This window comes from Amycolatopsis sp. NPDC098790 (assembly GCF_044759945.1).
In the GTDB taxonomy this organism is placed as follows: Bacteria; Actinomycetota; Actinomycetes; order Mycobacteriales; family Pseudonocardiaceae; genus Amycolatopsis.
In genome coordinates this window covers 2,074,803-2,095,762 of record NZ_JBIWAI010000001.1, presented here as the reverse complement: position 1 = coordinate 2,095,762, position 20,960 = coordinate 2,074,803, and the positions used below count along the sequence as shown (strand labels likewise).

21 protein-coding genes are annotated in these 20,960 nt (G+C 72.2%); 10 read left to right on the top strand and 11 right to left on the bottom strand.

Going from position 1 to position 20,960, the window contains the following annotated elements; all coding sequences use genetic code 11:
- The first annotated feature begins 194 nt into the window (after positions 1-194).
- Positions 195-1,343: a citrate synthase 2 gene (locus ACIQWX_RS10510; protein ID WP_400868006.1), complete on the top strand. Its 1,149-nt coding sequence runs from the start codon at positions 195-197 to the stop codon at positions 1,341-1,343.
- A 22-nt stretch (positions 1,344-1,365) separates the two neighbouring features.
- Here the strand turns inward: ACIQWX_RS10510 and ACIQWX_RS10505 are convergent, their stop codons facing one another.
- Together ACIQWX_RS10505 and ACIQWX_RS10500 are read right to left on the bottom strand one after the other, a co-directional pair.
- The gene (locus ACIQWX_RS10505) at positions 1,366-1,953 is read right to left on the bottom strand and encodes a TetR/AcrR family transcriptional regulator (protein ID WP_400869511.1); all 588 of its coding nucleotides are present in this window, start codon (positions 1,951-1,953) and stop codon (positions 1,366-1,368) included.
- A 14-nt stretch (positions 1,954-1,967) separates the two neighbouring features.
- The gene (locus ACIQWX_RS10500; RefSeq protein WP_400869508.1) at positions 1,968-3,662 is read right to left on the bottom strand and encodes an SDR family oxidoreductase; all 1,695 of its coding nucleotides are present in this window, start codon (positions 3,660-3,662) and stop codon (positions 1,968-1,970) included.
- A 230-nt stretch (positions 3,663-3,892) separates the two neighbouring features.
- On the opposite strand from ACIQWX_RS10500, the gene ACIQWX_RS10495 reads away from it, so the two are divergent.
- From ACIQWX_RS10495 to ACIQWX_RS10475, 5 genes are all read left to right on the top strand, one after another.
- On the top strand, positions 3,893-4,732 hold the full coding sequence (locus tag ACIQWX_RS10495; RefSeq protein WP_400868004.1) for an ABC transporter ATP-binding protein: 840 nt from the start codon (positions 3,893-3,895) through the stop codon (positions 4,730-4,732).
- 74 nt (positions 4,733-4,806) lie between these two features.
- Entirely contained in the window at positions 4,807-5,601 is a 795-nt protein-coding gene (locus ACIQWX_RS10490; protein ID WP_400868002.1) for an ABC transporter permease, read from the top strand.
- A complete protein-coding gene (locus tag ACIQWX_RS10485) occupies positions 5,598-6,758 on the top strand; it encodes a sensor histidine kinase (RefSeq protein ID WP_400869506.1) in 1,161 nt (386 codons plus the stop codon). Before ACIQWX_RS10490 ends, ACIQWX_RS10485 begins: the two co-directional genes overlap by 4 nt.
- On the top strand, positions 6,755-7,375 hold the full coding sequence (locus tag ACIQWX_RS10480; protein WP_400868000.1) for a response regulator: 621 nt from the start codon (positions 6,755-6,757) through the stop codon (positions 7,373-7,375). Before ACIQWX_RS10485 ends, ACIQWX_RS10480 begins: the two co-directional genes overlap by 4 nt.
- A gap of 23 nt (positions 7,376-7,398) precedes the next feature.
- Positions 7,399-8,739, top strand: a complete 1,341-nt coding sequence (locus ACIQWX_RS10475) for a serine hydrolase domain-containing protein (protein WP_400867998.1) — start codon at positions 7,399-7,401, stop codon at positions 8,737-8,739.
- 43 nt (positions 8,740-8,782) lie between these two features.
- Here the strand turns inward: ACIQWX_RS10475 and ACIQWX_RS10470 are convergent, their stop codons facing one another.
- The gene (locus ACIQWX_RS10470) at positions 8,783-9,100 is read right to left on the bottom strand and encodes a hypothetical protein (protein WP_400867996.1); all 318 of its coding nucleotides are present in this window, start codon (positions 9,098-9,100) and stop codon (positions 8,783-8,785) included.
- Positions 9,101-9,298: 198 nt separating this feature from the next.
- On the opposite strand from ACIQWX_RS10470, the gene serC reads away from it, so the two are divergent.
- A complete protein-coding gene (gene serC / locus ACIQWX_RS10465; protein WP_400867994.1) occupies positions 9,299-10,423 on the top strand; it encodes a phosphoserine transaminase in 1,125 nt (374 codons plus the stop codon).
- Here the strand turns inward: serC and ACIQWX_RS10460 are convergent.
- The 6 genes from ACIQWX_RS10460 to ACIQWX_RS10435 form a co-directional block, all read right to left on the bottom strand.
- A complete protein-coding gene (locus ACIQWX_RS10460) occupies positions 10,416-11,657 on the bottom strand; it encodes a glycosyltransferase 87 family protein (protein WP_400867992.1) in 1,242 nt (413 codons plus the stop codon). The genes serC and ACIQWX_RS10460 overlap by 8 nt on opposite strands.
- A gap of 48 nt (positions 11,658-11,705) precedes the next feature.
- Complete coding sequence (locus ACIQWX_RS10455) at positions 11,706-13,223, bottom strand: amidohydrolase family protein (protein ID WP_400867990.1); 1,518 nt, start codon at positions 13,221-13,223, stop codon at positions 11,706-11,708.
- A 237-nt stretch (positions 13,224-13,460) separates the two neighbouring features.
- Positions 13,461-14,666: an ABC transporter permease gene (locus ACIQWX_RS10450; protein ID WP_400867988.1), complete on the bottom strand. Its 1,206-nt coding sequence runs from the start codon at positions 14,664-14,666 to the stop codon at positions 13,461-13,463.
- Entirely contained in the window at positions 14,663-15,349 is a 687-nt protein-coding gene (locus tag ACIQWX_RS10445; RefSeq protein ID WP_400867986.1) for an ABC transporter ATP-binding protein, read from the bottom strand. The genes ACIQWX_RS10450 and ACIQWX_RS10445 overlap by 4 nt, the downstream gene beginning before the upstream one ends.
- Positions 15,346-16,440, bottom strand: a complete 1,095-nt coding sequence (locus tag ACIQWX_RS10440; RefSeq protein WP_400867984.1) for a peptidoglycan-binding protein — start codon at positions 16,438-16,440, stop codon at positions 15,346-15,348. Before ACIQWX_RS10440 ends, ACIQWX_RS10445 begins: the two co-directional genes overlap by 4 nt.
- A complete protein-coding gene (locus ACIQWX_RS10435) occupies positions 16,437-16,979 on the bottom strand; it encodes a hypothetical protein (protein ID WP_400867982.1) in 543 nt (180 codons plus the stop codon). The genes ACIQWX_RS10440 and ACIQWX_RS10435 overlap by 4 nt, the downstream gene beginning before the upstream one ends.
- A gap of 114 nt (positions 16,980-17,093) precedes the next feature.
- On the opposite strand from ACIQWX_RS10435, the gene ACIQWX_RS10430 reads away from it, so the two are divergent.
- From ACIQWX_RS10430 to sepH, 3 genes are all read left to right on the top strand, one after another.
- The gene (locus ACIQWX_RS10430) at positions 17,094-17,756 is read left to right on the top strand and encodes a response regulator transcription factor (RefSeq protein WP_400867980.1); all 663 of its coding nucleotides are present in this window, start codon (positions 17,094-17,096) and stop codon (positions 17,754-17,756) included.
- The gene (locus ACIQWX_RS10425; protein ID WP_400867978.1) at positions 17,753-18,901 is read left to right on the top strand and encodes a sensor histidine kinase; all 1,149 of its coding nucleotides are present in this window, start codon (positions 17,753-17,755) and stop codon (positions 18,899-18,901) included. Before ACIQWX_RS10430 ends, ACIQWX_RS10425 begins: the two co-directional genes overlap by 4 nt.
- Positions 18,902-19,137: 236 nt before the next feature.
- Positions 19,138-19,980 carry a septation protein SepH gene (gene sepH, locus ACIQWX_RS10420; protein ID WP_400867976.1) on the top strand — a complete coding sequence of 281 codons (843 nt, stop codon included), beginning with the start codon at positions 19,138-19,140 and terminating at the stop codon, positions 19,978-19,980.
- Here sepH and ACIQWX_RS10415 read toward each other — a convergent pair.
- Together ACIQWX_RS10415 and ACIQWX_RS10410 are read right to left on the bottom strand one after the other, a co-directional pair.
- The gene (locus ACIQWX_RS10415) at positions 19,977-20,330 is read right to left on the bottom strand and encodes an MmcQ/YjbR family DNA-binding protein (RefSeq protein ID WP_400867974.1); all 354 of its coding nucleotides are present in this window, start codon (positions 20,328-20,330) and stop codon (positions 19,977-19,979) included. The two genes, sepH and ACIQWX_RS10415, sit on opposite strands and share 4 nt — an antisense overlap.
- A 16-nt stretch (positions 20,331-20,346) precedes the next feature.
- Positions 20,347-20,958, bottom strand: a complete 612-nt coding sequence (locus ACIQWX_RS10410) for a DUF2537 domain-containing protein (RefSeq protein WP_400867972.1) — start codon at positions 20,956-20,958, stop codon at positions 20,347-20,349.
- Positions 20,959-20,960: the final 2 nt, after the last annotated feature.

Sequence of the window (20,960 nt, the reverse complement as noted above, 5' to 3'; positions counted from 1 at the left end):
CGGACGGCCTCGGTGACTGAATCGTTCTCGTAATCGTGACCGAAACCACCGCATCTTTCGATTGCCCCCCGGCGATCGAGGGAGCAAGGTCTATCCATCCGTGCGATGGTGCGCGCTTTCCGTGCGCTATTCCGTCCGCGCGAGCACCACCACCAAGACGGGGAAAAAAGCGCACCGAAAGGTTCCGCGAAACAGTGACTACCTCCACGATCAGCAAGCCACAGCCGTCCGGCCAACCCGACGACGGCTTCCGACCGGGCCTGGAGGGCGTCGTCGCCTTCCACACCGAGATCGCCGAACCCGACCGGGACGGCGGTGCGCTGCGCTACCGCGGCGTCGACATCGAGGACCTCGCCGGCAAGGTGACCTTCGGTGACGTATGGGGCCTCCTCGTCGACGGCCGCTTCGGCCACGGCCTCCCGCCCGCCGAGCCGTTCCCGCTGCCGGTGCACACCGGCGACGTCCGGGTGGACGTCCAGGCCGCGCTGGCGATGCTCGCGCCGATCTGGGGCTACCGCCCGCTGCTCGACATCACCGACGAAGAGGCCCGCGAGCAGCTGGCCCGAGCCTCGGTGATGGCCCTTTCCTACGTGGCGCAGTCGGCGCGCGGCATCGGCCAGCCCGCCGTGCCGCAGACCCGCGTCGACGAGGCCCACTCGATCACCGAGCGGTTCCTCATCCGCTGGCGCGGCGAGCCCGACCCGGCGCACGTCAAGGCGCTGGACGCCTACTGGGTGTCGGCGGCCGAGCACGGCCTCAACGCGTCGACCTTCACCGCCCGCGTCATCGCCTCGACCGGCGCGGACGTCGCGGCGGCCATGTCCGGCGCCATCGGCGCGATGTCGGGCCCGCTGCACGGCGGCGCCCCGGCGCGCGTGCTGCCGATGATCGAAGAGGTCGAGCGCACCGGCGACCCGGCGGGCCTGGTCAAGGGCATCCTCGACCGCAAGGAACGCCTGATGGGCTTCGGGCACCGCGTCTACCGGGCCGAGGACCCGCGAGCGCGCGTGCTGCGCCGCACCTGCCAGGAGCTGGGCGCGGCCCGCTACGAGGCGGCCGCGGCGCTGGAGCAGGCGGCGCTGAAGGAGCTGCGCGAGCGGCGTCCGGACCACCCGATCGAGACGAACGTCGAGTTCTGGGCCGCGGTCATCCTGGACTTCGCGCAGGTCCCGCCGCACATGATGCCCGCGATGTTCAGCTCGGCGCGCACCGCCGGCTGGGCCGCGCACATCCTGGAGCAGAAGCGCACCGGCCGTCTGGTGCGGCCGTCGGCCAAGTACATCGGCCCGGCGCCCCGCACCCCCGAGGACGTCGAGGGCTGGGAACTGGTCACCAAGCACTGACCCCGCCCCGAAGCCGGAGCTTTCACGTGAAAGCTCCGGCTTCGTCGTGGGCGGCGGTGGCGCCGAGCATGGCCGTGAGCTGGTCGACCAGCCAGGTGTCCAGGTTCTCGCGCGGGACCGTGCGCTCCTGGAGCCAGCTCAGCAGGGCTCCCTCGACGACCGCGGTCCAGCAGCGGAGGGTCAGCGAGAGCAACGGCGAAGGGTCTTCGACGCCGAGGGCGTCCAGGATCAGGGCCACCGCGCGGTTGCGGACCTCGTCGATCGCCGCGTCCGTTTCGGACGTCGCGATCACGGAACCGCTGCGCAGCAGGGCGATGTAGCCGGCGCGGTAGTGGTCGGCGACGTCGATCAGGCCGCGGACCGCCGCCTTCAGCCGGGTTTCCGGTGGGCCTTCTTCGAGGCCAGCCAGACCGTCGATCAGCCCGTCGGTGACCGTGCGCAGCGCCTCCACCTGCAGCTCGCGCAGGCTGGAGAAGTACCGGTAGAACAGCGGCCGCGAGACCTCGGCACGCGCGACGATGTCGTCCACGGTGACCAGCTCCGGCGCCCGCGAACCGAACAGATCGAGCGCGGCCCGGATCAGGTCGTCGCGGCGCGCCTGCGGCGACATCCGCCGCGGCCGGCTCACGGCGTCAAGTCCAGCTTCGCCGCCGCCCGCAGCAGCCCCGGCGTCAGTCGCGAAAGGACGAGCGCGGCCTTGGCCTCCGGGGTGGACGGTGCGATCGCCGTATCCTTCTCGACGGCTCGCAGGATGTCCCGCGCGACGCCCTCCGGGCCGAACCCGCGTCGCGCGTACAGCTTCGAGCTTTCCTTCTGACGCCGTCGCTGCTCCTCTTCGGACACTCCGACGAACGTGGTCGTGTTCGTGATGTTCGTCTTGACGATGCCCGGGCACACCGCCGTGACGCCGATGTGGTGCGCGGCCAGCTCGGCACGCAGGCAGACGCTCAACGTCAGCACCGCGGACTTCGTCGTCGCATACGCGGTCAGGATCTTCGACGGCAGGTAGGCGGCCGCCGAGGCGAGGTTGACGATCTGACCGCCCTCGGCGCGCTCGGCCAGCATCGGCGCGAACGCGCGGCAACCGTGGATCACGCCCCAGAGGTTGACGTCGATGACGCGTTCCCAGTCTTCGACGGACGTGTCGAGGAACGGGCCGGACATCCCGATGCCGGCGTTGTTGACGACGATGTCCGGGACGCCGTGGTTCTCCCGCACATCCTGGGCGAATCGGTGCACGGCGTCGCCGTCCGAGGAGTCCACTGTGTACTCGGCGATGCCGTGGTCTTCCAGCAGCTTCAAGGTTTCCGCACCGGCCGCGGAATCGATGTCGGTGATGACGACGTCGGCACCCTCGGCGGCGAAGGCGAGCGCGGTGGCCCGGCCGATGCCGCTGCCCGCACCGGTGACGACGACCAGCTTGTGCGCGAACCGGCCGACACCCACCCGGGCCTGGCGGAGAGCCCGGCTTTCGGCGCCGGTTTCGGCGTACTCGATCAGCTCGGCGGCGGCCCGCGCGACGACGTCCGGCTTGGCGCGGGTGACCCAGTGCGTCCCGACGACCCGGCGGATCCGCAGGTCGGGGACCCAGCGGGCGACCTCGGTCTGCAGCGGCGTGGTGACGTAGGCGTCGCCGGTCGGCGCCAGCACCTGCACCGGGACGTCCGCGGGGCGCGGGGCGGGCCGCGAGAGCCGCGTGAACATGTTGGCGCGGTACAGCTCGAGGCCGTGGAGGCCGTCGGACTTGTCCGGCGGCGCCGCGTCCGGCTCCATGCGCTGGATCTGCTTGCCCAGCAACCCGGTGCGCCACAACAGGTCCGGGATCAGCGGGACCTGGAACGCGAGGATGTACCACGAGTGCAGGAACTGGCTCAGCGCGTTCTTGAGCCGCTTCGGCGTCGGCCGGGTGAGCTGCGCGCGGAACCAGGCGCCGGCGTGGTCCAGGCTCGGGCCGGAGATCGACGTGTAGGACGCGACCCGGCCGCGCAGCCCTTCGCCGGTGACGGCGTGCCACGTCTGGATCGAGCCCCAGTCGTGGGCGACCAGGTGCACCTTCCCGGCCGGCTGCACCGCCTCGACGACCGCGCGCAGGTCGTCGGCCAGCTGGTCCAGCCGGTAGGACGCGCGTCCCGACGGCTTGTCCGACTGTCCGGCCCCGCGGACGTCGTAGGTGACGACCCGGTGTTTCGCCGTCAGCGACGCGGCTACCCCGCCCCACATCGAGCTGTTGTCGGGGTAGCCGTGCACGAGCACGACCGTGGGCCCGTCTTCCCGGCCGTCGATGGTGACGGAGAGGCGGACACCGTCGCTGGCGGTCACCCACTTGTGAGACATTCTGTCATGTTAGACAAGTTGTCAATAGTGTCGTTCACCCGCGCGGCGGTTACGCGTGATCGAAAGTTCAGGTTTTTGCTTGTATGACACCGTTTTCGAGGTTTCCCGTGGAACCAAGCAGGCCAGGCTGACGACTCTGTCCACCGAACGGTGGACACCGGGATTCAGCTGCCCGTTGCTCCCGATCAAGCCGCCGCGCGAGCAGGCTGTGAGCCATGACCACAGCAGTGAGCGTGCGCGGCCTGCGCAAGCAGTACCCGGGTCACCTGGCGGTGGCCGGGCTCGACCTGGACATCGCCCAAGGCGAGGTGTTCTCCCTGCTCGGCCCGAACGGCGCCGGCAAGACGACGACCGTCGAGATCCTCGAAGGACACCGGCAGCGGACGGCCGGCGAGGTCAGCGTGCTCGGCGAGGACCCCGGCAGGGCCGGCCGCGCGTGGCGGTCGAAGATCGGGATCGTCCTGCAGACCGCCAACGACGCCGCCGAGCTGAGCGTCGCCGAGACCGTCCGGCACTTCGCGAAGTACTACCCCGACCCGCGCGATCCCGACGAGGTGATCGAGAAGGTCGGGCTCGCCGAGAAGGCGAAGGCGCGGGTCAAGTCGCTCTCCGGCGGGCAACGCCGGCGCGTCGACGTCGCGCTCGGCATCATCGGGCGGCCCGAGCTGCTCTTCCTCGACGAGCCGACCACCGGCTTCGACCCCGAGGCCCGCCGGCAGTTCTGGACGCTGATCAGCGACCTCGCCGCCGAGGGCACCACCATCCTGCTGACCACCCACTACCTCGACGAGGCCGAGGCGCTCGCCGACCGCGTCGCGGTGATCGCGCGCGGCGAGATCGTCGCGCAGGACACGCCGCAGAACCTCGGGGGCCGGGCCGCCGCCGAGGCGACCGTGCGGTGGACCGACGAACGCGGCGCGCACGTCGAGCGCACCGCGTACCCGACCAAGCTCGTCACCGAGCTCTCTGCTGGGGGTAGGGAGCTCGCCGGGCTGACCGTGACCAGGCCGAGCCTGGAGGACATCTACCTGGACCTGATCGGAGACAAGGCATGACCGCTGCGACATCCGGGGCTTCGCCCCAGGCCGGGGGCTCCGCCACCCGGAACCCCCGAAAAGCAGGAGGCGCTTTGCCGGGCCCATTGTCGCTGGGACTCGCCCGCGGCGGCACCGAGCTGCGGCAGTTCTTCCGGCACAAGGAACAGGTGGTCTTCACCTTCTCCCTGCCCGCCGTCCTGATGATCCTGCTCGGGTCCATCCTGGACGGTCCGACCGCGCTCGCCGGCGTCACGTCCGGGCAGCTGCTGGCGGCCGGGATGATCGGCTCCGGCATCGTCTCGACGTCGTTCAACAGCATCGCGACCGGCGTCTCGGCCGACCGGGAAACCGGGGCGCTCAAACGCCTTCGCGGCACGCCGATGCCGTCCGCGTCCTACTTCGTCGGCAAGATGGTGCTCGTCGCGGTGTCCAGCCTGGCCCAGACCGTGCTGATGGCCGCGGTCGCCGTGCTGCTGTTCGGGCTGAAGCTGCCGACCGAACCGGAGAAGTGGCTGACGCTGCTCTGGGTGTTCGCGCTGGGGATCGTCTCGTGCACGCTGCTCGGGATCGCGCTCAGCTCGCTCGCGAAGTCCACCACCGGCGCGGTCGCCGTCGTGCAGATGCTGTACCTGGTGCTGCAGTTCATCTCCGGCGTGTTCGTCACGCCGATCACGAGCCTGCCGAAGATCATGGTTGACATCGCGTCGTTCTTCCCGCTGAAGTGGATCTGCCAGGGGTTCCGGTCGGTGTTCCTGCCGGACGGCGCGGTCGGAATGGAGATGGCTGGGGCATGGGAACTCCCGCGGGTGGCGCTGGTGCTGGGGATCTGGTGCGTGGTGGGCGCGGTGCTGGCGAGGCTGACGTTCCGGTGGACCGACGCGAAGTGAAGGACGCCTGGGACCGGTTCAACTGGCTCTGGGAGATCCTCTTCGCGGTCGCGTACCTGGCCACGACGACGCTGGTGCTGCTGGACGAGTCCGATCCGGTGCGCGCCGTCGTCGCGGTCGGGGCGCTCACCGCGCTCGCGCTGACCTACCTGGTGTGGGGGCGCCGGGTCGTGCGCGCCGACGACCCGCCGACGGGGCAGCAGTGGGCGTTCGCCGTCGCGGTGGTGGCCCTGGTGGGGATCGGTCTCTTCGCCGACACGACGTCGAGCTTCATCCTGTTCATGGCCTGCCCGCTGCTGTTCTCGACGCTCCCGTTCCGCCCGGCCGCGGTGCTCACCACGGTCATGATCCTGCTGGTGCCCGCGTCGTCCGTCGCCGCCGACGGGGTACGCGGCCCGGTGCTGCACATCCTGCTGCCGATGACCGCGATCCTCGTCGTGTTCGGTGTGCTGTGCGGCAAGTTCATCGGCCACGTCATCGAGGAGAGCCGGGCGCGGGCGGACCTGATCGCGAAGCTCGAGGAAAGCCAGGCCGAGGTGTCCCGGCTTTCCCGCGAGGCGGGCACGGCGGCCGAACGCGAGCGGCTGGCGCGCGAGATCCACGACACCCTCGCGCAGGGGTTCACCAGCATCGTCACGCTCGCCCAGGCCATCGAGTCCGAAGTGGACACCGACCCGGCGGCGGCGCGGCGGCACGCCGAGCTGGCCGCCCGCACGGCGCGGGACAACCTCACCGAGGCCCGCGCGATGGTCGCCGCGCTGGCGCCGGCGGACCTGGCCTCCGGGTCTCTTGTGGACGCTGTCCGCCGTCAGGCCGACCGGCTCGCGGACGAGACGGGCGTGATCGTCCGGTACGAAGTGGACGGTGCGCTCCCGGCGATCGGCATGGCGGGCGAGGTGGTGCTGCTGCGGGGCGCGCAGGAGGCGCTGAACAACGTCCGGCGGCACGCGGGCGCGTCGGCGGTCTCGGTGCGGCTGTCCGTTGTGGACGACGCCGTCCGGCTGTCCGTCCGGGACGACGGCACGGGCTTCGATCCGGACGGCGTGACCGGCTTCGGCTTGCGCGGCATGCGGTCCCGCGCCGAGCAGGTGGGTGGCACACTGAGCGTCCGGAGTGGCCCGAGCGGCACCGAACTCACCCTGGAGGTGCCGGCTTGATCCGCGTCATGCTCGTCGACGACCACCCCGTCGTCCGCGAAGGCCTGCGGGGCATGCTCGAAGCCGAACCCGACCTGACGGTGGTCGGCGAGGCGGGCTCGGGCGACGAAGCCGTCGCCCTCGACCGCGTCGCCCAGCCGGACGTCGTGCTGATGGACCTGCGGATGCCGGGTCTCGACGGCGTCGGCGCCACGAAACGCATCCTGCGCGACCAGCCGGGCCGCCGGATCGTCGTCCTGACGACGTACGAAACGGACGCCGACATCCTGCGCGCGGTCGAAGCGGGCGCGTCGGGCTACCTGCTGAAGGACGCGTCGCGCACGGAGCTGGCAAACGCGATCCGCGCGGCTTCGCGCGGTGAGACGGTGCTGGCGCCGTCGGTGGCCGGGAAGCTGGTCAACCGCGTACGCAACCCGGAGCCGCAACCGCTGTCGGCGCGTGAGGTCGAGGTGCTGCGGCTGGTCGCGAAGGGCGGCACGAACGCGGACATCGGCCGGGCCCTGCACATCAGCGAGGCGACGGTGAAGACGCACCTGCTGCGCGTGTTCGGCAAGCTCGGCGTGTCCGACCGGACGGCCGCGGTGACGACGGCGATGGCCCGGAACCTGCTCGGCTGAGCTCCGCGCGGCAGAATGCCCTCATGCTTGAGTCGACCGAACACGCCCTGCTCCGCCGGATCGCCCACGAGCAGGCCGCCTGCCGGGCCCCCTCGCTCGTCGCCGCCGTGGTGCGGGACGGGGAGATCGTCTGGTCCGGGGCCCGGGGGCGCGTCGGCGACCAGCCGCCCGGCACCGACACCCAGTACCGGCTGGGCTCGATCACCAAGACCCTCGTCGCGACCGCCGTCATGCGGCTGCGCGACGAAGGCCTGGTCGACCTCAACGACCCGCTCGAGAAGCACGTCCCGGGCACGCCGTTCGGCGCCGCCACGGTCGCGCAGCTGCTCTCGCACACGTCCGGCCTGACGTCCGAGTCGCCCGGTCTGTGGTGGGAACGCACGCCCGGCGGCGACTGGGACGCGCTCGTCGGGAGCCTCGCCGATGGCGCGACCAAGCACCGGCCGGGCGCGCGGTTCCACTACTCGAACGTCGGCTACGGCGTGCTCGGCGAGCTCGTCTCGCGCCACCGCGGCAAGGGCTGGCTGTCCGTGCTGGACGAGGAGGTCCTCGGCCCGCTCGGGATGACCCGCACGACCCCGCACCCGACCGGCGCGCACGCGGACGGCTTCGCGGTGCACCCCTTCGCCGACGTCCTGCTGCCGGAGCCGAGCCCGGACGCCGGCGCGATGGCGCCCGCCGGCCAGCTGTGGTCGACGGCGAAGGACCTCGGCCGCTGGACGGCGTTCCTCGGCGGCCACGGCGGCGGCGTGCTGTCCCCGGAGACGATCGAGCAGATGCGGACGATGGTGACGGTCGACGACACCGACGTCTGGACGACGGGCTTCGGCCTCGGCCTGATGCTGGTGCGCTACCAGGGCCGCCGGCTGGCCGGCCACACCGGCTCGATGCCGGGCTTCCTCGCGGTCACGCTGGTGGACCCGGTCGCCCAGACGGGCGCGCTGGTGCTCACGAACTCGACGTCCGGCGTCGGCATCACCCAGCTCTGCCTGGACCTGATCACGCTGACCGACGAGCGGGAGCCGAGGCTGCCCGCCGAGTGGCAGCCGGCCGCCGTCGACCCGGCGCTGCTGGCGCTGACCGGGCTGTGGCACTGGGGGCCGACGCCGTACCACCTGCGGATCCAGGGTGACGGGCTGCTGTTGCTGGCCCCAGCCGAGGGGGCGGGCCGCAGTTCGCGGTTCCGCGCGACGGGCCGTGACACGTACGTCGGGCTGGACGGGTACTACGCGGGCGAGACGCTGGAGGTGGGCCGGGACGCCGAGGGCGTGGCGACGCACCTGGACCTGGCGACGTTCATCTTCACGCGCACGCCGTACGACCCGGCGGCGCCGGTGCCGGGCGGTGTCGACGGCTGGCGCTGACCCGCCGGGCCCCGCTCACACCCCCAGGGTGGTGAGCGGGGCCCTAGGCCAGCGCGGTGGTGCCGGCCACCTGGGCGATGACCGCCGCGAACCGGTGGGCGAGGCGCTTGCCCTCACCCCAGTCGAACAGGCCGAACTTCAGGCTGGTCGTCACCGTGAGCACTGAGCCTTCCGTTCCCTGCGAAACCTGCGCGGTGACGTTCTGGCCCCAGCTGAGGAAGGTCATCCCGGTCTTGAAGAACACGGTTCCCCGCGGCCGGTCGTACCACGGGGTCAACCCGCCGAGCGTCGCGACGGCCGCGGGAAGCGCGTTCCACAGCACCTCGGGCGGCGCCGGGAAGCGCAGCTGGACGGTGTTCATGGCGGGAACCTACCGGCGGCCGGGACCGGCGGAAACCGTGTTTTTACCCCCAAGGCCCGCCGCGAGAAGCCGCCGTACAGCCGAGCCGCCTACAGTCGACGGCGGGCGTCCCAGTGCCCGGAACACCCCTTTGTTTCACATACTGGACACCTCAACACCACCTTCACCAGCCGCATCCCGACCTGAGAGACTGGCCACATGACCGACGCTGAGTTGACCATCCCCGCAGACCTCAAGCCGGCCGACGGCCGGTTCGGCTGCGGACCGTCGAAGGTCCGCGCCGAGCAGCTGAGCGCACTGGCGGAGTCCGGCTCCACCTACCTCGGCACGTCGCACCGGCAGAAGCCGGTCAAGTCCCTCGTCGGGCGCGTGCGGGCGGGCCTGTCCGAGCTGTTCTCCCTGCCCGAGGGCTACGAGGTGATCCTCGGCAACGGCGGCACCACGGCGTTCTGGGACGCGGCCGCCTTCGGCCTGGTCCGCGAGCGCGCGCAGCACTTCACCTACGGCGAGTTCTCCTCGAAGTTCGCGACCGTGACCAAGGGCGCGCCGTTCCTGGCCGACCCGATCGTCGTCAAGGCCGAGCCGGGCAGCGCGCCCGACATCGCCTACGAAGCCGGCGCGGACCTCGTCGGCTGGGCGCACAACGAGACGTCCACCGGTGTGGCCGTCCCGGTGCGCCGCCCCGAAGGCAGCGGCGACGCGCTCGTCGCGATCGACGCCACCTCCGGCGCCGGCGGGCTGCCGGTCAAGGCCGAGGACTTCGACGTCTACTACTTCGCGCCGCAGAAGTCGTTCGCCGCGGACGGTGGCCTCTGGATCGCGCTGGCCTCCCCGGCCGCCGTCGAGCGGATCGGCGAGATCGGCGGGAGCGACCGCTGGATCCCCGAGTTCCTGTCGCTGACCACCGCGCTGGACAACTCCCGCAAGGACCAGACGTACAACACCCCCGCCGTCGCCACGCTGTTCCTGCTCGCCGAGCAGATCGAGTGGATGAACGGCCAGGGCGGCCTGGCCTGGACGACCTCGCGCACGAAGGACTCGTCGTCGCGGCTGTACGAGTGGGCCGAGAAGACGAGCTACACGACGCCGTTCGTGAAGGACCCGGACCTGCGCTCGCAGGTCGTCGGCACGGTCGACTTCACCGACGACGTGGACGCCGCCGCGGTGGCGAAGGTGCTGCGCGCCAACGGGATCGTCGACACCGAGCCGTACCGCAAGCTGGGCCGCAACCAGCTGCGCGTCGGCCTGTTCCCGGCCATCGACCCGGACGACGTCACCAAGCTGACGCAGGCCGTCGAGTACGTGGTCGAGCGCCTCAGCTGACCTGAGGAGCCTCGGAGGGGGCCTTTTCCGCCACGGCGGGGAGGGCCCCCTTCTTCGTGCGCAGCCGGGGCGCGGCGATCGCGGCGAGCACCAGCAGGAGCAGGCCGAACAGCTCGTAGGACTCCGTCGCCAGCCACCAGCCCAGCGACGGCGCCGGGCGCGGCGCGAACCACATCGGGCCGACGATGAACAGCGCCAGGCCCGCGACCACGACGGCGCCGGACCACCACGTCACGACGCGGTCGGTCCGCCACGCGCGGACGCCGTAGTACCCGGCCAGCACCAGGACCGGCACGCACCACGTCCAGTGGTGGGTCCACGAGATCGGCGACACCAGCAGCCCGCCGAGCGCGCACGCGGTGAGCGCGAGCACGGGTTCCGCGGCCCGCACGATGACCACCGCGACCACGGCCATCACGGCGACGGCGGCCAGCAGCCACACGACGTTGCCCGCGGTTTCGGGCAGCCCGATCCGCGTCACCAGGCCCTTCAGCGACTGGTTGCCGACGTAGTCGACGCCGCCGATGCGGCCCGCGTCGAAGACCAGCTTCGTCCAGTACGTGACCGACGCCGACGGCCGGATCAGCCACAGCAGCGCCCCCGCCGCGACGAACCCGCCGACCACGCGCGCGGCCGAGCGGAAGTCGCGGCGGAAGAGGAAGTAGACGACGAAGACGGCCGGCGTCAGCTTGATCGCCGCCGCCACGCCGATGAGCAGGCCCTTCGTCCGACGGCGGTCGCCGGGGAGCAGGACGTCGAGGACGACCAGGACCATGAGCAGCGCGTTGATCTGGCCGAAGCCGAGCGTCGAGCGCACCGGCTCCAGCAGGGCCCCGGCGAGCTGCGCGCCGATCGCGACCAGGGCGGCGACCGCCCGGCCGTTGACCTTCGTGGCGTCGGTGAGCGAGCCGTTGAGCGTCGCGACGTAGAGGTAGGCGACGACCCCGGTCGCGACGATCGACGCGATGCTGACCAGCTTAATCGTGACGGCGAAGGGCAGCAGCGTGCCCGGCCAGAACGCGGCCGCGGCGAACGGCGTGTAGGTGAACGGCAGCAGGATCTGGTGCGTGGTCGGCACCCACGCGTCGTACGGCGAGCCCTGCTCGGCCAGCGCTTTGGCCCCGCCGAGGTAGACCTCGAGGTCGAGACCGTCGAACCGCTTGAGGACCAGGACCAGGACGACGGCGGCGATTTCGAGCACCGCGAGCGACCACGCCAGCTTCCGCCCAGTCAACGCGCCCCCTCGAACCCAGGTCTCCGACCGGCCGAGATTACCGGGCGCTCAGCAGCAGCTGCGCACCGGCAAGCCCACTGACCTGGCGTTCGCGCCCGCGCTCGTCGCGGCTTCGACGCCGGCCAGCATGCGGTCCAGCGCCGCGCGGCCGTACACCCGCCCGGCCGCCACGACCGTGTCGATCCGCCGGACCGCCCCGATGTCGGCCAAGGGGTTCGCGTCGAGGAGCACCAGGTCGGCCACCTTGCCCGGGGTGATCGTGCCCGCGGTCGCGGACCGGCCGAGGAACGCGGCCGCGTCCCGCGTGGCCACCTGCAGCGCCCGCCGCGGCGACAGGCCCGCGTCGACCAGGTGCGCCAGCTCGTCGTGCAGGCTGAAGCCGGGGAAGACGTACGGGTTCAGGCAGTCCGTGCCGGCGAGGAGGGCGACGCCCGCCCGGTGCGCCGCGCCGGCCAGCTCCACCTGCGCGTGGAAGTAGACGTCCTGCCGCGCGACCTCCTCGGGCGTGACCGGCGTGCGGATCCGCACCTGCTCGGCCCAGTTGTCCCGGACGTCCCCCGGGATGTACTTCAGCCGCGGGTCGTGCGCGTAGGTGTCGGCGGGCGAGCACATCACCTTGTTGACGACCATCGTCGGGGTCAGCCGGGTTCCGTTGCCGGCGAGGCGGGCGAAGAACTCCTGGGCGCGCCACGGGCTGTACGCCTCGGTCGCGCGCCGGTCCAGCTCCCGGGCCGTCACGAAGAACGCGCGCGGGTCCGCCGGGTCGAACGGTGTCGCGGCCAGCGTCCGGACGAACTCGTCCCGGTGCGCCGACGTGTAGAGCGGGACGCCGAAGAGGTGCTCCAAGCTGTGCTGGCCGGCGTCGCTCGCGGCCGGTTGCGGGACGCGGTACGGCCAGTGCCCGGCGAACGGCAGCCCGGCCCGGCGGCACTCGTCGGCGATCGCCGTGAAGGCCTCCGCGCCCAGGTAGGAGTACACCTTGACGAAGTCGGCGCCCTCGGCGAGCGCGGTCCGCACGGCGGCGCGCGCCTCGGCCGCCGTCGTCACCCGCGTCACCGGCGGTTCCAGCATGGAGACGGGACCGTCGACGATCGAGCTGCCCATGACGACCCGGGGGCCGGCCAGCTCCCCGCGGGCGATCTTGTCGCGCGTCGCGCGGTTTTCGGCGTAGCCCCACATCTCGCGGATGCCGGTGACGCCGTTGGCCAGGTACAGCGGCGGGAAGACCGTCTCGAGGTCGAGGCCGTGCGTGTGCAGGTCCCAGAGGCCGGGCACGAGGTACCGGCCCCGGCCGTCGACGGTCCGGACGCCGGCCGGGGACGGCAGGTGCGCGGCGGGGCCGGTCCAGGCGATCCGGTCGCCGACGAGCACGACGGCGGCGTCCGGCAGCGGCGGGCCATCGGTCCCGTCGATGAGGGTGGCCCCGAGAACGACGACGACATCCGAACCGGCCGCGGCGGCCTCCCGGGCGAAGACGGCGGGGGCGATCCCCGCGGTGGCGAGCCCCGCGCCGGCGGCTGCCAGCCAGCGGAGGAAGTCACGCCGGTTCGCCTCGACCCGCACCACGGCCGCCCCCCCTTCGCTCGGGTTCACGGATCATTCAACCCGGCGGGCGAAGGAGGTGGTTCTCCCTGCGTGCGGTCTTCGCGCTGCGCACCCTCGGAGGTAGCGGAGGCGGCACTTTCCCTACGAAAGTGCACGTGCGAGCTTTCACGTGAAAGCTCGGGGCCCAGGTGCGAGCTTTCACGTGAAAGCGACCCGGAGTGCGGACTCCGGTCCACTTTCGTAGGGAAAGTGCCGCCCTCAGGCCAGGGCCTGCGTGGGTGCCAGCCGGGCCGCCCGCATTGCCGGGTACGCGCCCGCGATCGCGCCCACCAGTGCCGCCACTCCGACACCTCCCGCCAGCGTCGCCCACGGCAGCACCGCCGGCCACCCCTGGCTCAGCGCGTACCCCGCCGTCACCAGCACCCCGGCCAGCACCCCCGCCAGCCCGCCGAGCCCCGACAACAACACCGACTCCGCCAGGAACTGCCAGCGGATCTGCCGCTTCGTCGCCCCCAGCGCGCGGCGCAGGCCGATCTCCCTTCGCCTCTCCAGCACCGAAATCACCATCGTGTTCGCCACCCCGACCCCGCCGACCAGCAACGCCACCCCGCCCAGCCCCAGGAACAACGCGCTGTACGTCGTGTCCGTGAGCTTCTGCGCGGCGAGCGCGTCCGACGGGCGGCGCACCTCGACCTCGTTGGGCGCCTGCGGGTTCAGCGTCGCGCCCAGCACCGACCGCACACCATCCACTTGGGACTCCTCCGCACGGACGTACACAGTGGACGGATGGCCGTCGAACTCCAGCAGCCGCTTCGCGACGTCCCAGCCGACCAGTGCCGACCGCTCGATCTCCGGCGCCAGTGGCATCGGCGAAAGGATCCCGACCACCGTGAACCACTGCGTCCCGATGAGCACCTGCGGCGGCCGCGCGGGGTCGATGCGGTCGATGCCGAGGCGGGCCGCCGCCTGGGAACCGAGCACCGTCACCGGGTAGTTCTGGTTGCCCGCCGCGAGAAAGGCACCGACCCGCACCTTCCCGCCGAGCACGCCCAGCAGATCCGGCTTCGCCGCGTAGACCGCGAGCCCGGACGTGTCGTCCGGCGCGATCTTGTCGCTGCGCCGCACGCTCGCCGACGTCGTCCCGGTGCCGCTGGCCGCCTGGACCGGCCCGATCCGCTTGGCCATCGGGACGGCGTCGTCGGGCAGCGTCGCGTCGTCGCCGAACAGCGTCTGGCCCGGCCCGGCGGTGAGCAGGTTCGTGCCGAGCGCGGCCAGCCGGTCGTGCAGGGCCTGCCCGCCGGACGCCGGGATCGCCAGCACCGCGACCATCGCCGCGACGCCGATCGCGATGCCCAGCGCGGAAAGCACCGCGCGGACCGGCCGCGTCCGCATGCCGTGCGCGCCCAGCGCGACGACGTCCGGCGGCTTGAGCCGGGCCGGCTCCGGCAGCAGCACCGCGGTCACCGCGCACCCACCAGGCCGGTGTCGAGGCGCAGGTGCCCGTCGAGCAGCTCGATCCGGCGCGGCATGCCCGCCGCGATCTCGCGGTCGTGGGTGATGACGACGATCGTGGTGCCGTCCGCAGACAGCTCGCCGAGCAACGACAGCACGGACGCGCCGGTACCGGTGTCGAGGTTGCCGGTCGGCTCGTCGGCCAGCAGGATCGACGGCTCGTTCACCACGGCCCGCGCGATCGCGACGCGCTGGCGTTCCCCGCCCGACAGCTCCCCCGGCCGGTGCCACGCCCGGTGCCCCAGCTTGACGCGGTCGAGCGCGGCCAGCGCCCGGTCGCGCCGCCGTCGCCGCGGCACCCCCGCGTAGAGCAGGCCGGTGCACACGTTGTCCACCGCACTCATCCCTTCGTCGAGGAAGAACTGCTGGAACACGAACCCGATCCAGCGCGACCGCAGCGCGGAGACCTTCCGGTCCGGCAGCGCGGCGACGTCGTGGCCGTGCAGCTCGACGCGCCCCGACGACGGCCGGTCGAGCGTGCCCATCAGGTGCAGCAGGGTCGACTTCCCGGACCCGGACGGCCCGACGATCGCCACCATCTCGCTGTTCTCCAGCGACAGCGAGACGCCGTCGAGCGCGGCGACCCCGCCGGGGTAGGTGCGCGTGACCTCGTGGACGCGCAGCACGGGCGTCACGACGTCGTCACCACCCGCATGCCCGCGGTGAGCCCGTCGCCGGTGACCTCGACCTTGCCGCCACTGAACAGTCCCGTTTGGACACCGATGAGCCGGCGCTGCCCGTTTTGGTCGACCTCGACGGCATATCCGCCCTCGGCGAGCGCGAGCAACGCACCGACGGGGACCGCCAGCACGCCGGCGTGGACGTCCTTGGTGAAGCGGACGGTCGCCGGCGCCGAGTCGAGCGTGCCGCCCGACGTCGGGTCGTCCAGCCCGACGGTCACGGTGATCTTGGGCTTGCCGTCGTCCTGGCCGGCGGCGTCCTTGCCCTCGACGGCGGTCCGCCCGACGTCGGTGATCGTGCCGGTGGTCGTCTTCCCGTTGATCGTCACGGACGCTTTCGCGCCCTGCTGCGCGAGATCCTGCTTCGCCGCGTCCAGCTTCACCTGCACCGACCGGACGGTCCCGGTCGTCTTGAGCACCTCGCCTTGGGCGGGCGAGCCGGGCTTGGCCGACAACGCCGACACGCGAACTTCGCCCGCCGCGAGCACGACGTCGCCCTGACCGAACGCGCCGGTTTGCTCCAGCCCCAGCGACTTCTGCCACTTCTTCAGCGCGGCCGCCGTCGCCGAGGTGAACTTCTTGTCCGGCGTGCCGAACCCGCCGAAGCCGCACGCCTTGAGGTTCTCCTCCAGCTGCTTGACGTCGGCGCCGTCGTCCACGCCGGTCGCGAGGTCGCGATAGAAGGGCAGCGTTCCGTAGAACAGCGGCACCGGCTTCGCGTCCACGCCGTACACCGACTGGCAGCGGGTGATCTTGGCGCCGGCGACGGGCAGCGACGTGATCGTGCCGGGCTTGCGGCCCTGGACGCTCGACTCGTCGCCGTACCCGAGCGTGCCGTCGGCTTCTTCCTCTTCGCTGAGGTCGGTCTTGACGACCTCGGCCGTCTCGACCGCGGGCGGCGCGGCCTCCTTCACCGGCGTCGCGCTCGACACCCGCGTCAGGACCACGACCGAGCTGGTCCCCAGCACCACGACGAGAACGGCACCGGCGACGAACCAGCGCGTCCGGCCGCGACGGCGCGGCTTGAGGTGGGTCACTTCGCTCACTTGCCCGCCGCCTCGGAGTGCACGGACATGCCCAGGCCGCACGCCTTCGCGGCCTCTTCGAACTTCTTCGGGTCTTCGCCCGGCCCGCCGATCCGCGTCGCGCCCTTGCCGGTCGGGTCGGGATCCGGCATGTCGATGCCGTGCTCACGCATGCACTTGGCCTGCTGACGCATCTTGTCGAGCTCCTCGGCGCTCGGCGGCTTCATCTCGCCGCCGTTGGGCATGAGGTGCTTGCACGCGTTCTGCGCGGCGTCGATCTTCGACCGGTCCTTCTCGTCGCCGCCGAGGGTGATCGCCATGCCCTTGCCGTCGCCCGCCGGTTTCGGGTCGGGCATGTCGACGCCGTGCTCGCGCATGCACTTGGCGAAGTCGCGCATCTTGTCCTCGTCGCTCTTGCCGCTGTTGTCGGCGGCCGTCGGCCCGCCCGACTTCGGCGGCGTCGAGATCGACGCGACCTTCGACCCGTCGTCGGCCTTCGCGCCGCAGCCCCCGAGCAGCAGCGCCGCCCCGAGCGCCGCGGCGAAGATCCGTGTCCGCATGGCTCGCTCCTTTCGTCCTCCGGTTGGGTGCCAGGTCTACGGATCGGGGGATTCGGGCGCGCTAAGCGACGTCGCTTATGCGGTCCTTATGGCCCTCCTGCGCAGACTGGGCGGGTGCGCGTGCTGGTGGTGGAGGACGAGCGGCTGCTGGCCGACTCGGTCGCGGAGGGGCTGCGGCGGTTCTCGATGGCCGTCGACGTCTGCTACGACGGCGAGCAAGCCCTGGAACGCGTGGGCGTGCACGGCTACGACGTCGTGGTCCTCGACCGCGACCTGCCGAAGGTGCACGGCGACGCCGTCTGCGCCGCGGTCGTCCAGGCGGGCGGCGAGGCGCGGGTGCTGATGCTGACCGCGGCCGCCGACGTCACCGACCGCGTCGCCGGCCTGGGCCTCGGCGCCGACGACTACCTGACGAAGCCGTTCGCCTTCGCCGAGCTGGTCGCCCGGGTGCAGGCGCTGTCGCGGCGCGCGCGGCCCGCGTTGCCGCCGGTGCTGGAGCGCGACGGCGTCGTGCTCGACCTGCCGCGTCACCAGGCCGCGCGCGACGGCCGGTTCCTGCTGCTCTCGCCGAAGGAGTTCGCCGTGCTGGAGGTGCTCATGCGGGCCGAAGGCGCGGTGGTCAGCGCCGAAGACCTGCTGGAGAAGGCGTGGGACGAGCACGCCGACCCGTTCACGAACGCGGTGCGCGTCGCGGTGATGACGTTGCGGCGCAAGCTCGGCGACCCGCCGGTGATCGAGACCGTGCCCGGCGCCGGCTACCGGTTCGGCACGCCGTGAACCCGCTGTCGGTCCGGACGAAGCTCACGGCCTGGTACGGCGGGCTGTTCCTGCTCGCCGGGCTGGTCCTCGTCGTCCTCAACTACCTGCTGGTGCAGAGTGAGCTGCCGGACCCCGCCCGGGTCGCCTCGACGACGATCGGCTCGGCCGACGCGCTCTACGGCGTCCAGGCCGACACGGTCGTCGGCTCCCCGGGCGTCGCGGTGCGGCTGCTCAGCGGGTCGCTGGACGAGTACCGCTCCTCGACGCTGTCCACGCTGGTCGTCGGCTCGGCGATCGCGCTGGTCGCGACGGCCGCGCTGGCCGTGCTGTTCGGCTGGCTGATGGCGGGCCGCGCGCTGCGGCCCCTCCACGACATCACGTCGGCGGCGCGCCGGCTGGAAGCGGGCAAACTCGACCGCCGGATCAACCTGGAGGGACCGCCCGACGAGCTGAAGGAGCTGGCGGACACGTTCGACGGCATGCTCGACCGGCTCGCGGAGTCGTTCGACAGCCAGAAGCGGTTCGTCGCGAACGCGTCCCACGAGCTGCGGACGCCCCTGGCCGTGCAGCGGACGCTCGTCGAAGTGGCGATGGCCGACCCCGAAGCGGCGCCGGAGCTGCGGAAGCTCGGCACGCACCTGCTGCACACGAACGAACGCAGCGAACGGATGATCGAGGGCCTGCTGGTGCTGGCCCGCAGCGACCGCGGCCTGCAGGCGCGGGCGCCGGTCCGGCTCGACGACGTCGTGACGGCGGTGGTCCGGGCGACCGCGGCGTCGGCGGAGGCGGCCGGCGTGACGGTCGAGACCCGCCTGCGGCCGCGCGTGGTGGCGGGCGACCCGGTGCTGCTCGAGCGGCTGGTGACCAACCTGGTGGTCAACGCGATCACGTACAACGCCGCCGGCGGCTGGGTGTACGTCGAAGTCCGCGGCGATCCGGCCCTGGAGGTGCGGAACTCGGGGCCGGTGGTGCCGCCCGAGGCCGTGCCGACGCTGTTCGAGCCGTTCCGCCGGGTGGGCTCGGAGCGGACCGGCGACACGCGCAACGCGGGGCTGGGGTTGTCGATCGTGCGCTCGGTGGCGTCGGCGCACGGGGGTTACGCCGAGGCCCAGCCCGGGCGGCGTGGCGGGCTCACCGTGACGGTCCGCCTGCCGCCCTCGTGAGTGTGGAACAGGGTTAGAACACTGTTTCCCACTCACGACCTTGATCCACTCGATCGTGACTGACCGTGTCCGGCGTGTCACCCAGCAGCCGCTGACCTGGGTGACCCATGATGCGGGAGTCGCTAAGTGAACAGTGGGCAGTTCGACACGGACTCGGCGCGCCTCGCACGTCAAGCCGACGCGCCGTTCTAACGTGGGCACCCACAACGGTGAAGAAGATCGGGGAGGCGAGAACAATGCGGGCGCTGCGAGTGGTCGGGCTGCACGAGGACGGGAAGTCCATCGTGCTCGAAGACCCGGCGAGCCGTACTCGTTTCCTGCTCCCGGCTGATGAGCGACTGCGCGCGGCGGCGCGGGGTGACATCACCCGCCTCGGCCAGATCGAAATCGAGTTGGAGAGCCAGATGCGGCCACGCGAGATCCAGCAGCGCATCCGCGCCGGCGAGTCCGTCGAGCAGGTCGCCGCGAGCGCCGGGGTGTCGACGCAGCGCGTCGAGCGCTACGCCTACCCCGTCCTGCTCGAGCGGTCCCGGACCGCCGAGCTCGCGCAGAGCGCGCACCCGGTCCGCGAAGACGGTCCCGACGTGCAGACGCTCGGCGAGGTCGTCGCGTACGGCTTCGGTGTCCGCGGGCACGACTACTCGCAGGCCACCTGGGACTCGTGGAAGGGCGACGACGGCCGCTGGGTCGTCGTGCTGCGCTGGAAGGCCGGGCGGTCGGACAACCGCGCGCACTGGGCGTTCTCGCCGGGGGCGCACGGCGGCACGGTCATGGCGCTCGACGAGAACGCCGAGGTCCTGCTCGACCCGAACGCCTACCGCGCGCCCCGCACGGTCCGCGCCCTCGAACCGGCCCGCGAGGCGGAGTTCCAGCCGACGCTGGACTCGGTGCCGCCGCAGGACCACGCCGAGCTGCCGGCCGCCGAGCCGGACCCGGACGACGACACCCGCGAGATCCCGCGCGTCCCGGCGGACCCGGAAGAGGACCACGCCGAGCCGCGGCCGAAGGCCAAGAAGAACCACCCGATCGTCCCGTCCTGGGAGGACGTCCTGCTCGGGGTCCGCTCGCAGCGCGGCTAGTCCACCCGCGCGGCGAGCGTCTTCGGCGCGACCTGGCGGTAGGCCTCGCGCACGATCCGGTCGACCTCGGCCCAGTCGACGTCGACGTCCAGCCGCACGCCCAGCCACCCGCGGTGCCCGACGTAGGCCGGCCGGAAGAAGCGCTCGGGCTCGGTCCGCACGAGCTCTTCCTGCGCCCCGGGCGGCGCCGGGCACCAGAACGCGAGCCTGCCGTCGCCGTGGTGGTCGTCGTGGAACATGACGAAGGACTTCTTGCCGCGCACGAACCAGGTGGGCGCGCCGTGGCTCAGCCGCTCGGTCGCCTCGGGCAGGGCCAGGCACAACTTCCGCAACGCGTCGAGCTGCCGCATCGGATCAGGTTAGCCGTCAGAAGGCGATGACCAGCACGCCGATCCACGCGATCACGACACCGCCGGCCGCGCCGTACGCGGCCCACCGCAGGATCGGCGTGCGGCGGATCAGCCACAGCGACGGCGTGATCCCGGCGGTCACGACGACCGACGCCACCAGCGCCAGCCAGCCGCTCGTCTCCCGCGCCAGCGTCGAGGCCAGCGCCAGCATCGCCACCACGACCACGGCCGCGATGAACGCCGACACCGTCAGCCCGGTGAACCACGGCGTCGGTTCCCCCGGCGGGCCGGGCGGACCGAGCACGGTCCGGACGAACTTGCGGCCGGGCGCGCTCTCTCGCGGGGGCGGCTCGACGACCGTGTCGGCGCCCGTCACCGGGTCCACGAACCGCACGGTCGTGCCCATCACCGAGGCGAGCCTGCCGGCCAGCTGACGGCCGCGCTGCGAAACGACCGCGCCCGCTTCGGCCCCGGACCCGGCCGAGACCGCGGCCGCCACGCGCGCCCACTCGTGCAGGGCCTGCGCCAGGTCGGCGCCGATCGCGAGCTTGTGCGGGTCGACTTCGCGCGCCTGTTCCCCGCCCGGTCCGGCCAGCACGGCGCGCTCACCGCGGATCCGCAGCTCCATGA